The organism is Crossiella sp. CA-258035 (assembly GCF_030064675.1).
Taxonomy (GTDB): Bacteria; Actinomycetota; Actinomycetes; order Mycobacteriales; family Pseudonocardiaceae; genus Crossiella.
Genome location: NZ_CP116413.1, coordinates 2,590,568 through 2,608,698 on the forward strand (window position 1 = coordinate 2,590,568; position 18,131 = coordinate 2,608,698).

The 18,131-nt window shown below is 66.8% G+C and carries 11 protein-coding genes and 3 rRNA genes; 12 read left to right on the forward strand and 2 right to left on the reverse strand.

Annotated elements, in window-relative coordinates; genetic code table 11:
- Nucleotides 1-185 precede the first annotated feature (185 nt).
- From N8J89_RS12000 to N8J89_RS12015, 4 genes are all read left to right on the forward strand, one after another.
- Nucleotides 186-1,703: ribosomal RNA gene (locus N8J89_RS12000) — 16S ribosomal RNA — on the forward strand.
- A gap of 373 nt (nucleotides 1,704-2,076) precedes the next feature.
- Nucleotides 2,077-5,186 (forward strand): 23S ribosomal RNA (locus N8J89_RS12005).
- An 88-nt stretch (nucleotides 5,187-5,274) separates the two neighbouring features.
- Nucleotides 5,275-5,391 (forward strand): 5S ribosomal RNA (rrf, locus tag N8J89_RS12010).
- The 16S, 23S and 5S rRNA genes sit together here, the layout of an rRNA operon.
- 224 nt (nucleotides 5,392-5,615) lie before the next feature.
- The gene (locus N8J89_RS12015) at nucleotides 5,616-7,208 is read left to right on the forward strand and encodes a GGDEF domain-containing protein (protein ID WP_283664411.1); all 1,593 of its coding nucleotides are present in this window, start codon (nucleotides 5,616-5,618) and stop codon (nucleotides 7,206-7,208) included.
- Between the two features lie 9 nt (nucleotides 7,209-7,217).
- On the opposite strand, the gene N8J89_RS12020 is transcribed toward N8J89_RS12015, so the two are convergent.
- A complete protein-coding gene (locus N8J89_RS12020) occupies nucleotides 7,218-7,757 on the reverse strand; it encodes a hypothetical protein (RefSeq protein ID WP_283664412.1) in 540 nt (179 codons plus the stop codon).
- Nucleotides 7,758-7,894: 137 nt separating this feature from the next.
- On the opposite strand from N8J89_RS12020, the gene N8J89_RS12025 reads away from it, so the two are divergent.
- From N8J89_RS12025 to N8J89_RS12055, 7 genes are read left to right on the forward strand one after another with little or no spacing between them, the layout of a single operon-like run.
- On the forward strand, nucleotides 7,895-9,400 hold the full coding sequence (locus tag N8J89_RS12025) for an ABC transporter substrate-binding protein (protein WP_283664413.1): 1,506 nt from the start codon (nucleotides 7,895-7,897) through the stop codon (nucleotides 9,398-9,400).
- Between the two features lie 8 nt (nucleotides 9,401-9,408).
- The gene (locus N8J89_RS12030; RefSeq protein WP_283664414.1) at nucleotides 9,409-10,356 is read left to right on the forward strand and encodes an ABC transporter permease; all 948 of its coding nucleotides are present in this window, start codon (nucleotides 9,409-9,411) and stop codon (nucleotides 10,354-10,356) included.
- On the forward strand, nucleotides 10,353-11,180 hold the full coding sequence (locus N8J89_RS12035) for an ABC transporter permease (RefSeq protein WP_283664415.1): 828 nt from the start codon (nucleotides 10,353-10,355) through the stop codon (nucleotides 11,178-11,180). The genes N8J89_RS12030 and N8J89_RS12035 overlap by 4 nt, the downstream gene beginning before the upstream one ends.
- Nucleotides 11,177-12,001, forward strand: a complete 825-nt coding sequence (locus tag N8J89_RS12040) for an ABC transporter ATP-binding protein (RefSeq protein WP_283664416.1) — start codon at nucleotides 11,177-11,179, stop codon at nucleotides 11,999-12,001. The genes N8J89_RS12035 and N8J89_RS12040 overlap by 4 nt, the downstream gene beginning before the upstream one ends.
- Nucleotides 11,994-12,797, forward strand: a complete 804-nt coding sequence (locus tag N8J89_RS12045; RefSeq protein WP_502868440.1) for an ATP-binding cassette domain-containing protein — start codon at nucleotides 11,994-11,996, stop codon at nucleotides 12,795-12,797. Before N8J89_RS12040 ends, N8J89_RS12045 begins: the two co-directional genes overlap by 8 nt.
- A 12-nt stretch (nucleotides 12,798-12,809) precedes the next feature.
- Nucleotides 12,810-13,583 (forward strand): SDR family NAD(P)-dependent oxidoreductase, encoded by a 774-nt coding sequence (locus tag N8J89_RS12050; RefSeq protein ID WP_283664417.1) that lies wholly within the window; start codon nucleotides 12,810-12,812, stop codon nucleotides 13,581-13,583.
- 14 nt (nucleotides 13,584-13,597) lie between these two features.
- Nucleotides 13,598-14,986 (forward strand): amidase, encoded by a 1,389-nt coding sequence (locus tag N8J89_RS12055; RefSeq protein ID WP_283664418.1) that lies wholly within the window; start codon nucleotides 13,598-13,600, stop codon nucleotides 14,984-14,986.
- Here N8J89_RS12055 and N8J89_RS12060 read toward each other — a convergent pair.
- Nucleotides 14,983-16,317 carry a salicylate synthase gene (locus N8J89_RS12060; protein ID WP_283664419.1) on the reverse strand — a complete coding sequence of 445 codons (1,335 nt, stop codon included), beginning with the start codon at nucleotides 16,315-16,317 and terminating at the stop codon, nucleotides 14,983-14,985. The genes N8J89_RS12055 and N8J89_RS12060 overlap by 4 nt on opposite strands.
- A 198-nt stretch (nucleotides 16,318-16,515) precedes the next feature.
- Here N8J89_RS12060 and N8J89_RS12065 point away from each other — a divergent pair, with 198 nt between their 5' ends.
- A complete protein-coding gene (locus N8J89_RS12065; RefSeq protein WP_283664420.1) occupies nucleotides 16,516-17,859 on the forward strand; it encodes a lysine N(6)-hydroxylase/L-ornithine N(5)-oxygenase family protein in 1,344 nt (447 codons plus the stop codon).
- Nucleotides 17,860-18,131 lie beyond the last annotated feature (272 nt).

Consider the following 18,131-nt stretch of genomic DNA (forward strand, 5'->3'; position numbering starts at 1 on the left):
GAACAGCTGTCGGCCCTGTGGGTTGGCGGGTGTGCGGTGTGCGTGTGTTCTTTGAGAACTCAACAGTGTGCCGATGTAAGCCAGTAGAGCTTGTATCTTGTAACCTCGTCTAGAGGTTCCTTTGAGATCACATTGATAAAAGATTGCGTCTAGCGATCTGACAGTCTGTGATCAGACACCATTCATTGATGGAGAGTTTGATCCTGGCTCAGGACGAACGCTGGCGGCGTGCTTAACACATGCAAGTCGAGCGGTAAGGCCCTTCGGGGTACACGAGCGGCGAACGGGTGAGTAACACGTGGGTAATCTGCCCTGCACTCTGGGATAAGCCTGGGAAACTGGGTCTAATACCGGATATGACAACTTCTCGCATGGGAGGTTGTGGAAAGTTCCGGCGGTGCAGGATGGGCCCGCGGCCTATCAGCTTGTTGGTGGGGTAATGGCCTACCAAGGCGACGACGGGTAGCCGGCCTGAGAGGGCGACCGGCCACACTGGGACTGAGACACGGCCCAGACTCCTACGGGAGGCAGCAGTGGGGAATATTGCGCAATGGGCGAAAGCCTGACGCAGCGACGCCGCGTGAGGGATGACGGCCTTCGGGTTGTAAACCTCTTTCAGTGCCGACGAAGCGAAAGTGACGGTAGGTACAGAAGAAGCACCGGCCAACTACGTGCCAGCAGCCGCGGTAATACGTAGGGTGCGAGCGTTGTCCGGAATTATTGGGCGTAAAGAGCTCGTAGGCGGTTTGTTGCGTCGGCTGTGAAAACTCGGGGCTTAACTCTGAGCTTGCAGTCGATACGGGCAGACTTGAGTTCGGCAGGGGAGACTGGAATTCCTGGTGTAGCGGTGAAATGCGCAGATATCAGGAGGAACACCGGTGGCGAAGGCGGGTCTCTGGGCCGATACTGACGCTGAGGAGCGAAAGCGTGGGGAGCGAACAGGATTAGATACCCTGGTAGTCCACGCCGTAAACGTTGGGCGCTAGGTGTGGGGGTCATTCCACGGCCTCCGTGCCGCAGCTAACGCATTAAGCGCCCCGCCTGGGGAGTACGGCCGCAAGGCTAAAACTCAAAGGAATTGACGGGGGCCCGCACAAGCGGCGGAGCATGTGGATTAATTCGATGCAACGCGAAGAACCTTACCTGGGCTTGACATACACCGGAAACCTGCAGAGATGTAGGCCCCCTTGTGGTCGGTGTACAGGTGGTGCATGGCTGTCGTCAGCTCGTGTCGTGAGATGTTGGGTTAAGTCCCGCAACGAGCGCAACCCTCGTTCCATGTTGCCAGCGCGTAATGGCGGGGACTCATGGGAGACTGCCGGGGTCAACTCGGAGGAAGGTGGGGATGACGTCAAGTCATCATGCCCCTTATGTCCAGGGCTTCACACATGCTACAATGGCCGGTACAATGGGCTGCTAAGCCGTGAGGTGGAGCGAATCCCTAAAAGCCGGTCTCAGTTCGGATCGGGGTCTGCAACTCGACCCCGTGAAGTTGGAGTCGCTAGTAATCGCAGATCAGCAACGCTGCGGTGAATACGTTCCCGGGCCTTGTACACACCGCCCGTCACGTCACGAAAGTCGGTAACACCCGAAGCCCATGGCCCAACCCGTAAGGGGGGGAGTGGTCGAAGGTGGGACTGGCGATTGGGACGAAGTCGTAACAAGGTAGCCGTACCGGAAGGTGCGGCTGGATCACCTCCTTTCTAAGGAGCACATTCCATCCCTTGCGGATGGGGTTCCGTCAGGCATCCAAACCGACCGTGTTTGGGTCTGCGGCGCTCAAAGAATTGTGGAACTACTGGTGAAAATGCCATCGCGTCTGCGACGGCTACATGTGAGTACTGTTCGAGTGTTCGAGCGTGGAAAGTGTGTGGCGGTGGTGAGAAGCGTTGGGGTGTTCGGCACGCTGTTGGGTCCTGAGAGAACACCCGCGAGGGGTTTTCTTGAGGGAGCGAACGATCCAGTTCTGCTACTAGCGTTCATACCGCCAAATCAACGGTTTGGGTCTGGTGTCGCGAGGTGTGGTGGTGTCTGGTTGTTCTTTGAGAACTACACAGTGGACGCGAGCATCTTTGTGGTCAAGTTGTTAAGAGCATACGGTGGATGCCTTGGCACCAGGAGCCGATGAAGGACGTAGGAGGCTGCGATAAGCCTCGGGGAGCTGTCAACCGAGCTGAGATCCGAGGATTTCCGAATGGGGAAACCCGGCCCCAGTCATGTGGGGTCACCTGCACCTGAATGTATAGGGTGTGTGGAGGGAACGCGGGGAAGTGAAACATCTCAGTACCCGCAGGAAGAGAAAACAACCGTGATTCCGTGAGTAGTGGCGAGCGAAAGCGGATGAGGCTAAACCATATTCGTGTGATACCCGGCAGGGGTTGCGTTTATGGGGTCGTGGGACTCATCGGTCAGATCTGCCGGTCTGGCAAGAAGTAAGAAAGCATCGCGTTAGTTGAACGCTCTGGGAAGGGCGACCGTAGAGGGTGAGAGTCCTGTAGGCGAAAACGTGATGGTCTTCTGATGGTGTTCCCAAGTAGCAGCGAGCTCGTGGAATTTGCTGTGAATCTGGCGGGACCACCCGCTAAGCCTAAATACTCCCTGGTGACCGATAGCGGACTAGTACCGTGAGGGAAAGGTGAAAAGTACCCCGGGAGGGGAGTGAAAGAGTACCTGAAACCGTGTGCTTACAATCCGTCAGAGCCTTCGGGTGATGGCGTGCCTTTTGAAGAATGAGCCTGCGAGTTAGTGGTGCGTGGCGAGGTTAACCCGTGTGGGGTAGCCGTAGCGAAAGCGAGTCTGAATAGGGCGATATAGTCGCGTGCTCTAGACCCGAAGCGGAGTGATCTACCCATGGCCAGGGTGAAGCGACGGTAAGACGTCGTGGAGGCCCGAACCCACCAGGGTTGAAAACCTGGGGGATGAGCTGTGGGTAGGGGTGAAAGGCCAATCAAACTCCGTGATAGCTGGTTCTCCCCGAAATGCATTTAGGTGCAGCGTCACATGTTTCACGCCGGAGGTAGAGCTACTGGATGGTCTAGGGGGCCTACAAGCTTACCGAAATCAGCCAAACTCCGAATGCCGGTGTGTGAAGTGTGGCAGTGAGACTGCGGGGGATAAGCTTCGTAGTCGAGAGGGAAACAGCCCAGAACACCGGCTAAGGCCCCTAAGTGTGCGCTAAGTGGGAAAGGATGTGGGGTCGCTCAGACAACCAGGAGGTTGGCTTAGAAGCAGCCACCCTTTAAAGAGTGCGTAATAGCTCACTGGTCAAGTGGTTCCGCGCCGACAATGTAGCGGGGCTTAAGCGTACCGCCGAAGCCGTGTCATTCACACAATAGATCCGCTCCTGGGCTTGATCCAGGTGTGCAGTCGTGTGGATGGGTAGGGGAGCGTCGTGCATCCAGGGAAGCAGCCGCGTGAGCGAGTTGTGGAGGGTGTGCGAGTGAGAATGCAGGCATGAGTAGCGATTGCAGAGTGAGAACCTCTGCCGCCGGATGACCAAGGGTTCCTGGGCCAGGTTAATCCGCCCAGGGTAAGTCGGGACCTAAGGCGAGGCCGACAGGCGTAGTCGATGGACAACGGGTTGATATTCCCGTACCCGTGTGGATGCGCCCATGGTGAGGCGGGGGATGTTAACCACCCGAGCGAGGCTGAGTCTTCGGATGAGGTTGAGTGAGCGTGGGAACCAATCCCGTAGTAGTCAAGCGATGGGGTGACGCAGGAAGGTAGCTCCGCCAGTGAGTGGTAGTACTGGTGTAAGCGTGTAGGCCGGGTGATAGGCAAATCCGTCATCCGTTAAGGCTGAGACGTGATGCGTAGCCGATTGAGGCGAAGTAGAGTGATCCTATGCTGCCGAGAAAAGCCTCTAGTGAGTGTTCATGCGGCCCGTACCCCAAACCGACACAGGTGGTCAGGTAGAGAATACCGAGGCGTTCGGGTGAACTGTGGTTAAGGAACTCGGCAAAATGCCCCCGTAACTTCGGGAGAAGGGGGGCCCGCTGACTTGAAACCCCTTGCGGGTTAGGGTTGGTTGGCCGCAGAGACCAGGGAGAAGCGACTGTTTACTAAAAACACAGGTCCGTGCGAAGTCGCAAGACGATGTATACGGACTGACGCCTGCCCGGTGCTGGAACGTTAAGGGGACCGGTTAGTCACTTTGGTGGCGAAGCTGAGAACTTAAGCGCCAGTAAACGGCGGTGGTAACTATAACCATCCTAAGGTAGCGAAATTCCTTGTCGGGTAAGTTCCGACCTGCACGAATGGCGTAACGACTTCTCCGCTGTCTCAACCACAGGCCCGGTGAAATTGCATTACGAGTAAAGATGCTCGTTACGCGCGGCAGGACGGAAAGACCCCGGGACCTTTACTATAGCTTGGTATTGGTGTTTGGTTCGGCTTGTGTAGGATAGGTGGGAGACTGTGAAGCTGCAACGCTAGTTGTGGTGGAGTCGTCGTTGAAATACCACTCTGGTCGTACTGGATGTCTAACCTCGGACCGTGATCCGGTTCAGGGACAGTGCCTGGTGGGTAGTTTAACTGGGGCGGTTGCCTCCCAAAGGGTAACGGAGGCGCCCAAAGGTTCCCTCAGCCTGGTTGGCAATCAGGTGTTGAGTGTAAGTGCACAAGGGAGCTTGACTGTGAGACTGACGGGTCGAGCAGGGACGAAAGTCGGGACTAGTGATCCGGCACTGGCTTGTGGAAGCGGTGTCGCTCAACGGATAAAAGGTACCCCGGGGATAACAGGCTGATCTTGCCCAAGAGTCCATATCGACGGCATGGTTTGGCACCTCGATGTCGGCTCGTCGCATCCTGGGGCTGGAGTAGGTCCCAAGGGTTGGGCTGTTCGCCCATTAAAGCGGCACGCGAGCTGGGTTTAGAACGTCGTGAGACAGTTCGGTCCCTATCCGCCGCGCGCGTTGGAGACTTGAGGAAGGCTGTCCCTAGTACGAGAGGACCGGGACGGACGAACCTCTGGTGTGCCAGTTGTTCTGCCAAGAGCATGGCTGGTTGGCTACGTTCGGAAGGGATAACCGCTGAAGGCATCTAAGCGGGAAGCCTGTTTCGAGATGAGGTCTCCCACCACCTTGAGTGGTTAAGGCCCCCTAGAGACGATGGGGTTGATAGGCCCGAGATGGAAGCACGGTAACGTGTGGAGTTGACGGGTACTAATAGGCCGAGGGCTTGATTACAAAGTTGCTACGCGTCCACTGTGTGGTTCTGAGGGAACCAATCTGCGTCCACTGTGTTGTGTGTGGGTTGATGGTTTTTTCATAGTGTTTCGGTGGTTATGGCGGAGGGGAAACGCCCGGTCCCATTCCGAACCCGGAAGCTAAGTCCTCCAGCGCCGATGGTACTGCATGCGTGAGTGTGTGGGAGAGTAGGACGCCGCCGAACTAAATTTGATGAGGCTTCCGGCCCCGTGGGTTCGCCCCGGGGCCGGAAGCTTTTTCATATTTGCCCCTTTGTGCTTTTAATTTATTGACCGAAAATCGCAGAGTGCATGTTGCACATTGCCGGTCATGGGTGTTCTTTTCACCCGATCAGGTCGACAGTTCTTGCGGGTATTACTACAGTGGTCCGGTCCCTGCATATCCGCGCTTTAGTCGACGGCTGGAGCAATGGCCGCACGAACGTTCCGTGTGCTGACCACGACGGCCCTGGCCGGGCTGGCGCTGCTGGTGGTCGTCACCAGCTCGGGGATGCTCTCCTGGTGGGCATCGATGATCACGGACAAGGCGTTCCAGCTGGTGGCGGCGCTGTTCGCGGTGTTCGGGTACGCCTGGACCGCACGCGGCCGCACCGGTGTCGGACGCAGGTGGCGGTGGTGGATGGCCGCGGCCAGTGTCGGCCTGGCCTTCGGGCTGGGGGCGCTGACCGTCGGCTCGGTGTTCGGGATGAGCCGGACCATCGCCATTCTCGCCTCGGTCGCCTTTGTCGTGGCGCCTTTGCTGTCCATGGCCGGCATGGTCGAGTTCGCCAGGGGTGAGCATTCCGAGGTGGCCGCGCCGGTGATGAAGCGGCGCTACGGCGGCGCGATGCTGCTGGTGGACGCGCTGATCATCCTCGGCTCGCTGTCCTTCCTGGTCTGGGTGGCCTCGGCCATCCCGAGCGGGGCGCCGCGGTCCTGGTTCAACGGCGGGGCCGGGATGATCACGCTGCTGATCCACCCGGCCGCCTACGTGGTGCTGCTCGGCGTGGTGGCCACCCTGTCCCGGGTGCGCCTGCCGGCCCGGCAGCTGCCGGTGGTGTTCCTGAGCATCTCCTTCGCCTGCCAGTCCGCCTCCGGGTGGCTGTTCGCCTACCTGATCTCCAAGGGCACCGGGCACGTGCCGCCGATCGCCGACATCGGCTTCATGGCCGGCACCCTGGTCTTCGCGCTGGCGCCGTGGGCGCCGGTGGAGCAGAAGCCGGGCGGGCGGGAGTCGGTCCGGCTCCAGGCCGGGGACTACCTGCACTTGGTGGTGCCGTACGTGCCGCTGGTGATCACCGGCGTGTTCATCGCGATCGGCACCGCGCTGGGCATCCAGCTCGGCATCTGGCAGGTCTACCTCGGGCTGTTCTGCGTCGGGCTGATCATGATCCGCCAACTGCTGACCTCCGCGGACAACATGCGGCTGCTCAAGCGCCTGCAGGACAGCCAGCGACAGCTGGAGTACCAGGCCTACCACGACTCGCTCACCGGGCTGGCCAACCGGGTCGTCTTCCGGGACCGGCTGGCCAAGGCGATCAACAGCCGGATCGAGGAACACCGGCCGCTGATGCTGCTGTTCATCGACGTGGACGACTTCAAGGCCGTCAATGACAGGTTCGGACACGCCGCCGGTGACGCGGTGCTGCGCGCGGTCGGCGAACGGCTCCGCGGCTGCGTGGTCGCCACCGACACGGTGGCCCGGCTCGGCGGGGACGAGTTCGGCGTGCTGCTCGACGGCACCGAGTACCCGCCGGAGGAGGTCGGCGAGCGGGTGCTGGCCGCGTTGCAGGTGCCGTACGCGATCGCCGGGCAGCAGCACGTGGCCAGGGCGAGCATCGGCGTGGTGTGCCTGACCGTGTTCGAGCACGACCTGACCGCGGACAAGCTGCTCGGCCTGGCCGACGCGGCGATGTACACCGCCAAGCGGCGCGGCAAGGCCAGGCTCATCGTGCACGGCACCGGGGTTGAGGTCACCGCCGAGGGGCAGGACCAGTCGCGTCCACTGGGTGTCAGCCGCTGAGCGAACTGGTCAGCAGCCGCCGAGGTTCACCCGGAACGGGTCCAGCGAACCCACCGGCGCGGACTCGCCGAACTGGAGCAGCTCCACCATCCGGTGCGACCGGAACGGCTCGCTGACCGGCGGGAACGACCGGGCGCGGCCGAGCAGCTGCAACGGCGTCGCGGTGCGCAGGCGCAGTGGCCTGCCCGAGCCGGGGGAGCGTTCGATGTCCATCGCGCAGTGCAGCAACAGCGCGCTCACGCCGGGGATCTCGGCGCTGCCGTTGTCGACCAGGCTGGTGGGCGCGGAGTCCGGTTCGGTGCGGGTGATGGTCACCTTGCCCAGCTGCGGGTGGTCGGCCAGCAGGTGGAAGCCCAGCACACGCAGCCGGGTGCCGCCGTCGACGGCGGGTTCGGCGCGCAGGCGCAGGCCGCCGGAGAGGAACAGGTGCAGCGAGCGGTGGCCGAGTTGCAGGCCGACCCGGGGTGCGAAGGCCAGCAGCGGCACCTCGGTGCCTGGCTTCGGCGATGCGGACCGCCGGGCGAGCTGTACTGGTGCGTTGCCCTCCACGATCAACCTCCCTACCCCAGTACTGACAACGCCTTCTCTGCGCAAGCTAACCCGGGATGACACACACCACCGGACTCACTGCGGATTTGCACCCGTTGGGGGCGGCCAACGGTCGGTGAAAGCCGTAGTGTGCCGACATGCGACGATCATCGAGCCGACTGCGCGGTGTCGCGTCGCTTCTCGTCCTCAGCCTCGTTTTCGCCGGTTGCACGGCAGGCAACCTGGCCACCGCGCCGGCCGATCCGAACACCGTCAGCATCGGATTCACCGCTGAGCCGCAGAACTTCGACTTCACCCGCACCGACGGCGCCGCGATCTCGCAGGTGCTGCTCGGCAACGTCTACGAGGGCCTGGTGCGGCGGGACGACGGCGGCCGGATCGTGCCAGGGCTGGCCGAGAAGTGGGAGATCAGTCCGGAGGGGACGGTCTACGACTTCTGGCTGCGGCCCAACGTGCGCTTCGCCAACGGGGCGCCGTTCACCGCCGAGGACGTGAAGTTCAGCCTGGAGCGGGTGCGCACCGACTGGGCGGTCTCCCTGAAGTCCACAATGGACGTTCTCAAGCAGGTCGACGTGGTCTCACCGCTGCACGCCAGGGTGGTGCTGCAGCGGCCGAGCAACGGCTGGCTGTTCGCGATGACCGGGCGGGTCGGCGCCATGTTCAGCCCGACCGGGGTCAACGAGCTGGGCACCCGGCCGGTGGGCACCGGGCCGTACGAGGTGCTCTCCCGGACCAGGGGTGACTCCATCGTGCTGCGGGCCAGGGACGGCTACTGGGGAAAACGGCCCGCTTACACCACCGTGCAGCTGAAGTACTACCGCGATCCGACCGCGCTGAACAACGCGCTGCTGAGCAACGGCATCGACGTGATCTCCACCGTCGCCGCGCCGGACTCGATCCCGCAGTTCAGCCAGGACCGCCGGTTCCGGGTGATCGAGGGCACCACCAACGGCGAGGTCGTGCTCTCCTTCAACAACCGCAAGGCCCCGCTCAACGACGTCCGGGTGCGGCGTGCGCTGACCCACGCCATCGATCGGGCCGCGCTGCTGCGCCTGGCCTGGGGTGGCAAGGGCATGCTGATCGGCAGCATGGTGCCGCCGACCGACCCCTGGTACGAGGACCTCACCGGCGTCACCCCCTACGACCCGGACCGGGCGCGGGCGCTGCTGCGCGAGGCCGGGGTGAGTGGGCTGGACCTGCGGCTGCGCATCCCGAACCTGCCGTACGCGGTCTCCGCGTCCCAGGTGGTGAAGTCCTACCTGGACAAGGTCGGGGTGACGGTGCGGATCGAGCCGGTGGACTTCCCCTCGGTGTGGCTGAAGCAGGTGTTCACCGAGCACGACTTCGACCTGTCCATCGTGCAGCACGTCGAGGCCAGGGACATCGCCAGCTTCGGCAACCCGAAGTACTACTGGGGCTACGACAACCCGGCGGTGGGCCAGCTGCTGACCGTTGCCGACAAGGGCGACGCCGCGGCCCAGGACCGGGCGATGCGGCAGGTCGCGCGGATGATCGCCGAGGACGCCGCGGCCTGCTGGCTGTTCCTGTTCCCGATGCTGATCGTGGCCAGGACCAAGGTCACCGGCCTGCCGAGCAACGAGGTCGGTGAGTCCTTCGACCTGGCCCGGCTGGGCAGGCAGTGACCTCGGGCATGCTGCCGCGGCTGCTCCGGCGCACGACGATCCTGCTGCTCAGCATGGTCGTCGCCTCGGTGGTGGTGTTCGGCTTCCTGGCCGTGCTGCCCGGTGACCCGGCGCAGGTCGCGCTCGGGCTCAACGCCTCGCCGGAGCTGGTGGAGCAGACCAGGCGGGAGTTCGGCACCGACCGGCCGCTGGTCACCCAGTACCTGGACTGGCTCGGCGGGTTCGTCACCGGCGAGTTCGGCCGTTCCTACGTGACCAGGGAGCCGATCGGGCCACAGCTGATGGACCGGTTGGGGGTGACGTTGTGGCTGGTCGGGGCCGGGATGCTGGTGGCGCTGCTGATCGCGGTGCCGGCCGGGGTGTACGCGGCGGTGGCGCGGCGGCGGGCCGGTGGGGTCGCGGTGTCCTGGCTGAGCCAGCTCGGGCTGGCGGTGCCCGGGTTCGTCGCGGGCATCCTGCTGGTGCAGCTGTTCGCGGTGCGCTGGCAGCTGCTGCCCGCCGGGGGCTGGACGCCGCCGGTGCGCGATCCGGCCGAGTTCCTGCGCGGACTGGTGCTGCCCGCGCTGTCGCTGGGCCTGATCCAGGGCGCGGTGCTCACCAGGTACGTGCGCTCCGCGGTGCTGGACGTGTCCACTGAGGACTACCTGCGCACCGCGCGGGCCAAGGGGCACACCAGGTTCAGCGCGCTGCTGCGGCACGGGCTGCGCAACGCGGCGGCGCCGGTGCTGACCGTGCTCGGTCTCCAGCTGACCACGCTGCTGATCGGCGCGGTGGTGGTGGAGCGGGTGTTCGTGCTGCCGGGACTGGGCAGCCTGCTGTTGGACGGGGTGGCGGCGCGGGACCTGCTGGTGGTGCAGAACGTGGTGATGGTGCTGGTGTGCGCGGTGCTGCTGGTCAACTTCGCGGTGGACGTGCTGTACACGGTGCTCAACCCCCGGCTGCGGCAGGCCACGTGAACGCCCGCGCCGAACGCTCGGCCAGCCTGTGGGCCGGCACCGTCCTCATTGGACTGGTGCTGGCCGCCGCGCTGCTGTCGCTGGTGTGGACCCCGCACGATCCGCTGCTGGTGGACGCGACGCTGCGGCTGCTCGGGCCGGGCGCGGAGCACTGGCTGGGCACCGACCGGTTCGGCCGGGACGTGGTCAGCCAGCTGATGGTGGGCGCGCAGACCACGCTGCTGATCGGCCTGGTCTCGGTCGGCGCGGCGGCACTGGTCGGCACCCCGCTGGGGGTGCTGGCCGCGCTCGGGCCGCGCTGGCTGGACGAGCTGGTGATGCGGGCCAACGACCTGCTGCTGGCCTTCCCGACCCTGTTGCTGGCCATCATGTTCGGCGCGGTCTTCGGCGCGGACACCGGCACCGCGATGATCGCCATCGGCATCGCCTCGGTGCCCGGCTTCGCCCGGATCGCCAGGGCAGGCGCCGCGCAGGTGCGCGGCACCGAGTTCGTGCTGGCCGCGCGAGCGGCTGGGCGCGGGCGGGCCGGGATCGCGGTGCGGCACGTGCTGCCCAACATCGGCGGGCTGGTGATCGTGCAGGGCTCGGTGTCCTTCGCGATCGCGGTGCTGGCCGAGGCCGCGCTGTCCTTCCTGGGTTTTGGCACCCGGCCGCCGACGCCGAGCTGGGGCCGGATGTTGCAGGAGTCGCAGGAGCTGCTCTCGGTGGAGCCGCGGCTGGCGCTGGCGCCGGGGATCGCGATCGCGGTGGCGGTGCTCGGGTTCAACCTGCTCGGCGACGGGCTGCGGGACCGGTTCGACCCCAGGCTGGTGAGCCGCCGATGAGCGTGCTGAGCGTCGAGGGACTGACGGTGTCCACTGTGGACCGGACGCTGGTTCGTGAGGTGTCCTTCACCTTGGCCCGGGGCGAGCGGCTCGGGTTGATCGGCGAGTCCGGCTCCGGCAAGAGCCTGACCGCCGCCGCGGTGCTCGGGCTGCTGCCGGAGGGGGTGTCGGCCAGCGGGTCGGTTCGACTGTCCGGTGTGGACGGTGACCTGCTGCGGCTGCGGGAGCGGGAGCTGGCCAGGGTGCGCGGGCGGCGGCTGGCCATGGTGTTCCAGGAGCCGATGACCGCGCTCAACCCGGCCATGCGGGTCGGCAGGCAGGTCGCGGAGGCGATGACCCTGCACCGCAGGAGGACCAGGCGGGCCGCGCGGGCGGCCGCGGTGGAGCTGCTGGACCAGGTGCGGCTGCCCGATCCGGCGGTCACCGCACGGGCCTACCCGCACGAGCTCTCCGGCGGCCAGCGGCAGCGGGTGCTGCTGGCGATGGCCCTGGCCAACGATCCGGACGTGCTGATCTGCGACGAGCCGACCACCGCGCTGGACGTCACCGTGCAAGCCAAGCTGCTCGCGCTGATCCGCACGGCCACCGAGGAGCGCGGCACCGCGCTGCTGTTCATCACCCACGACCTGGCCGTGGTCGCGGACATGTGCGAGCGGGTGCTGGTCATGCACGGCGGCCGGGTGGTCGACTCCGGCACGCTGCCCGGCCTGTTCACCGCGCCCGCGCACCCTTACACGGCGGGGCTGCTGGCCGCCTCCGACCTGGAGTCGCTGGACGAGCACGGGCGGCTGCGCACCATCCAGTGGACTGCCGATGGGTGAACCGCTGATCCAGGTCCGCGACCTGCGCCGCACCTACCGGCGCGGGCGGACCTCGCTGCTGCGGCCGGGCGCGGAGATCCCGGCCCTGCACGGCATGTCCTTCGACATCGCGGCCGGCCAGCGCTTCGGTGTGGTCGGCGAGTCCGGCTCGGGCAAGTCGACCCTGGTGCGGCTGCTGGCCGCGCTGGACCGGCCCACCGGGGGCTCGATCCGGTTCCAGGGCAAGGAGATCACCGGCCTGCCCGAGCGGCGGCTGGGGTTCCTGCGGCGTGAGCTGCAACTGGTGTTCCAGGACCCGATGGGCTCGCTCAACCCGCGGCTGCGGGTCGGCGAGATCATCAGCGAACCCCTGGTGGTGCAGGGGATTCCCGGCCGCGCGGCGCGGGTGGCCGAGCTGCTGGCCGCGGTCGGGCTGCCCGCGGATGCCGCGCGCGGGTATCCGCACCAGTTCTCCGGCGGGCAGCGGCAGCGGATCTCCATCGCGCGGGCGCTCGCGCCCAGGCCCAGTGTGCTCATCGCGGATGAGCCGGTCAGCGCGCTGGACGTGTCGGTGCGGGCGCAGATCCTGAACCTGCTGGACGATCTGGTGCGCCGGTTCGCGCTGACCCTGGTGTTCGTCTCGCACGACCTCGGCGTGGTCCGGCACGTGTGCGACACGGTGGCCGTGCTGCGCAGGGGCGAGCTGGTGGAGCTGGGACCGGTCGAGCAGGTCTACGGCGCACCGCGACAGGAGTACACCCGAGGGCTGATCGCGGCCGCGCCGAACCTGGCGCGCTCGCTGGCCCGCTTCGAGTGAGGAGTGTCCACAGTGGACTGTTCGAGCCTGTTCCGGCTGGACGGCAAGACCGCGGTGGTGCTCGGCGCGGGCAGCGGCATCGGCCGCGAGTCCGCGCGGGCGCTGGCCGGGCACGGCGCCGAGGTGGTGTGCGCCGACTTCAACCTGGTCACCGCGCGGGAGACCGCCGAGCTGATCGGCCCCTCGGCCAGCGCCCGGCAGCTCGACGTGCTGGACTCGGCCGCGCTGGCCAGTGCGGCGGAGAGCATCGGCGAGATCGACATCGTGGTGCTCACCGCGGCCACCAACGTGCGCAAGCGGCTGCTGGACTACAGCCGCGCGGAGTTCGACCGGGTGATCGCGCTCAACCTCACCGCGACCTTCGAGGTGGTGCGGGCCTTCGGCGCGGCCATGGTGAGCCGGGGCCGGGGCAGCATCATCGCCTTCTCCTCCATCCGCGCGGTCACCGTTGAGCCCGGCCAGGGCGCCTATGCCGCGACCAAGGCGGGCATGGTGCAGTTGCTGCGCACCGCGGCCGCGGAGTTCGGGCCGGCCGGGGTGCGGGTCAACGCGATCGCGCCGGGTGTGGTGGAGACGCCGCTGACCCAGCAGATCAAGAACAGCCCGGAGTGGTACCAGGCCTACGCGGACAAGAACGCCCTCGGCCGGTGGGCGGCGCCGCAGGAGCTCGCGGGCGCGGTGGTGTACCTGGCCTCGGATGCGGCCAGCTACGTCACCGGCTCGGTGCTCAGCGTCGACGGCGGCTGGACCGCCGTGGACGGCCGCTTCGACCCGCCAGCCAGCTGAGAGGAACACCCGGGATGACAACCGAACTGCCCGACCTGACCGCGGTGGAACTGCTCGCGGGCTACGCCTCCGGCGCGGTGTCGCCGGTGGAGGTGACCGAGGCGGTGCTGGCCAGGATCGGGGCCTGGGAGCCGAGCCTCCAGGCCCTCTACGCCCCCGACCCGGCCGGTGCGCTGGCCCAGGCGCGCGAGGCCGAACAGCGCTGGCGGCGCGGTGAGCCGATGGGTGCGCTGGACGGGGTTCCGGTCACCATCAAGGAGAACATCGCCACCAAGGGGGTGCCGGTGCCGCTGGGCACCGCGGCCACCGAGCTGGCGCCCGCCGCCGAGGACGCGCCTGCCGCGGCCCGGCTGCGTGAGGCGGGGGCGGTGTTGCTGGCCAAGACCACCATGCCGGACTTCGGCATGCTCACCTCCGGCCTGTCCAGCTTCCACCCGCTGACCCGCAACCCGTGGCGGCTGGACCGCAACCCCGGCGGCTCCAGTTCCGGCGCGGCGGCCGCTGCGGCCGCGGGCTACGGGCCACTGCACGTGGGCACCGACATCGGCGGCTCGATCCGGCTGCCCGCCGGGCTGTGCGGACTCATCGGGCACAAGCCGAGTTTTGGCCGGGTGCCGGTGGATCCGCCGTTCCCCGGCCGCACCGCGGGTCCGCTGACCCGCACGGTGGCCGACGCGGCGCTGCTGATGTCGGTGCTGGCCCAGCCCGACGACCGCGACCACACCAGCCTGCCGCCGGCGCAGATCCCGTGGCAGGACTTGGACATCGAGGTCAAGGGCCTGCGGATCGGGTTGCTGGAGGAGGCGGGGGCCGGGCTGCCGGTGGAGCCGGAGGTGCTGGCCGCGGTGCGCGCGGCGGCGGCCGCGTTCGAGGCGGCAGGCGCCATCGTCACGCCGGTGCGGCCGTTCCTCACCGAGGAGATGCTGGCCGGGCTGAACCGCTTCTGGCGCACCAGGTTCGCCGCCGACCTGGCCGGGTTGCCGGAGGAGCGGATCGAGCGGATCCTGCCCTACATCAGGGACTGGGTGTTCGGTGAGTCCGAAGTGGACGGTGTTTCGGTGTACCGCGGCTTCGTCCAGATGGATGTGATGAGCGCGGCGGCCACCAGGGCTTTCCGCGAGCTGGACTTCGTGCTCAGCCCGGTGTGCCCGGTGGTCTCCTTCGGCGCGGACCAGGCTTCACCGGTGCACGATCCGGCGAAACCCTTCGAGCACATCGGGTTCACCGTGCCGTTCAACATGTCCGGGCAGCCCTCGGCCTCGGTCAACGCCGGGTACAGCGCGGACGGCCTGCCGATCGGCGTGCAGATCACCGGCAGGCGCTTCGACGACCTCGGCGTGCTGCGGGTGGCCCGTGCCTTCGAACAGCTCCGGCCGGCGCAGCGGCCCTGGCCGACGCTCTAGTTGCCGCGCACCAGGTGCGGGGCGACGCTGCGCAGCTTCTCGCAGGTCTCCTCCAGCTCGCGGTCCGGGTCCGACTGCTCGATGATGCCGGCCCCGGCCCGCAGCCAGGTCCGGCCCGCGCGCTGGAAGACCGTGCGCAGCACCAGCGCCGCGTCCAGGGTGCCGTCGCTGTCGGCGTAGAACACCGCGCCGCTGTAGAGCCCGCGCGGTTGCGCCTCGTGCCGGGCGATGGTCTCGTAGGCCGCGCGCTTGGGCACGCCGGAGGAGGTGACCGCGGGGAACAGCGCGGCGAAGGCTCCCCAGGGACCCTCGCCCGCGGGCAGCTCGCCGGTCACCGTGGAGGCCAGGTGCTGGGCACTGCCCCGCTTCTTCACGGACATGAACCCGTGCACCTCGACGCTGCCGGGGCGGCACAGCTCGGCCAACTCGTCGTGCGCGACCTTCACCGAGATGGCGTGCTCGTAGATCTCCTTGCTGTCCTGCAACAGGTCCGCTTCGAGGCGCTGGTCCTCCTCGGCCGACCCGGTGAGTGCCCTGGTCCCGGCTAGCGGCTGGGTGGTGACCCTGCCGTTGGCGTCCACCTCCAGGACCGTCTCCGGGCTGAACCCGGCCGCGCGGATGTCGCCGAGGTCGAGCAGGAAGGAGCGGGCCGGGGTGTTGCCGCGGCGGCCGACCAGGTAGGTGCCCGCGAGGTCGACCGGCTGTTCCACCGGCACCACTCTGGAGAGGATCACCTTCTGCAGGCGGCCCTGGCGGATCTCCTCGATCGCGCCGGCGACCGCGGCCCGGTACTGGGTGGCGCCTGCCTCGCCGAGCTCCACCGGGACCGGCTGGTAGGCGGGTTCGGTCATCGGCTGGGCGAGCAGGTCGGCGACCTTGCGCAGCAGTGCGGGATCGGAGCCGCGGACGGTCGCCGCGCCCGCGCTCAGCCGGGCCTCGACCGCCGGGATGACCAGGTGGAGCAACGGTTCCTCGCCCACCTGGTCCAGCAGGCCGGCGTGCGCGTAGGCGAACTCGAACCCGGCCCAGCCGTAGGCCCGCCAGCCGGCCAGCGGCACCTCGGCGAGTAGTTCGCCGATGTCCTCCAGCGGGGTGCGCCGCCACGGCTGGCTGCGCCGAAGGCCGCCGGCGACCAGGCTGATCTGGCTGCGGGTGACGGTGATCCGGGCGACCGCGCCGAGGGCGACCGCGAACTCGCCGTCCCGCTCGTAGAGCACGTGCGTCTCGGTCAGTCCCGCCTCGGTCAGCCGGGTGGCGGCGAGCAGCGGATCAGCCACGAGGTCGACCGTGAGCTGCTCGTTGTCCTGTCTGGCTGGCGCTTCGAGCGGCACCGGCTGCCTCCACCACTCAAGATCGGACGGTTCTGGTAGGCAACGCTAACTTAGGTTAGGCTAAACACCTAGTTCGACAAGGGCGACTGTGGTCTGCGCGGCATCTGGGTGGTGCGAGCTTGACAGGGGCGCGACTGATTGTTTCGGTAAGCCTAACCTAAGTTTCCAGTGCCGTGGCTCGGCAGTGAAGGGGCAAGTGTGTCGACTGCGACCGAGGAACGAGACATTCCGGTCCTGGACTTCGTGGGCATCGGTTTCGGCCCGTCCAACCTCGCGCTGGCCGTGGCGATGGAGGAGCGCAACCAGCAACAGCCCGACCAGCGGCAGCTGCGCGGCGCGTTCTTCGAGAAGCAGGCCCGCTTCGGCTGGCACCGCGGGATGCTGATCGAGGGCACCACGATGCAGGTCTCCTTCCTCAAGGACCTGGTCACCATGCGCAACCCCACCAGCCCGCACAGCTTCCTGTGCTACCTGCAGGACAAGGGCAGGCTGGCCGACTTCATCAACCACAAGATGCTCTTCCCCACCAGGGTCGAGTTCCACGACTACCTGGAGTGGGTGGCCGGCCGGTTCGAACACCTGGTCTCCTACGACAGCGAGGTGGTCTCGCTGCGCCCGGTGCACGCCGCTGACGGCGCGATCGAGCACTTCGACGTGGTGGTGCGGCAGGACGGCAGGCTGGTCGAGCACCGGGCCCGCAACATCGTGCTGGCCGCCGGTCTCCAGCCCAACCTGCCGCCGGAGGTCGTTGTCTCCGAACGGGTCTGGCACAACCAACAGCTGCTGCACCGCCTTGAGGAACTGCCCGAGGCGGCGGCCAAGCGGTTCATCGTGGTGGGCGCCGGGCAGAGCGCCGCGGAGACCACCGAGTACCTGCACCGGCGCTACGCCGACGCCCAGGTGCACGCCGTGTTCGCCCGCTACGGCTACGCCCCCGCCGACGACAGCGCCTTCGTCAACGGCATCTTCGACCCCGAGGCGGTGGACTACTTCTTCTCCGCCAGCGACGAGGTCAAGCGGATGCTGCTGAACTACCACCGCGGCACCAACTACTCCGCGGTGGACATCGACCTCATCGACCAGCTCTACGCCAGGGTCTACCAGGAGAAGGTCCGGGGTGTGCACCGCATGCACATCCACAAGATCTCCCGGATGGCCGAGGTGCACGCCACGCCGAACGGGGTGCGCGCGGTGCTGCGCTTCCTGCCCACCGGCGAGCTCAGCGTGATCGAGGCCGACGTGCTGGTCTACGCCACCGGCTACCGTCCGGTCGACCCGCTGTCGCTGCTGGGTGAGCTGGGCGAGCACTGCCACCGGGACGAGCGCGGCGAGCTGCGCGTGGAGCGGGACTACCGGGTGTCCACACAGGACGGTGTGCGGGCCGGGATCTACCTGCAGGGCGCCACCGAGAGCAGCCACGGCATCACCTCGACGCTGCTGTCCAACACGGCGGTCCGGGTGGGCGAGATCCTGGACTCGATCCTGCTGGCCACCGAACGCCCCACCGCGTCCCTGGTGACGGACCAGGCCGTACCCGCCTGAGCAGAGGTCCCGCATTCCCGCCCCGCAACGGCCAACACCCCGTACGACAACGGCCAACACTCCGGCGAGCCCCTCGCGCTGCGCGCCCACCCGGAGTGTTGGCCGAAGTGGGACGGTGTGTTGGCCCGAGCGGCGCACCCGGCCCACGGGCACGGCTCGCGAGTCCTCACGTCGCGGTGACTGTTGCGGAAGAGGCGTGGCGCGCCAGCGACACGCCGGGCCTTTTGACTCCGCGGTGGGTTTGATTTTTTCGCGTCGTGCGTTCGTGCCCT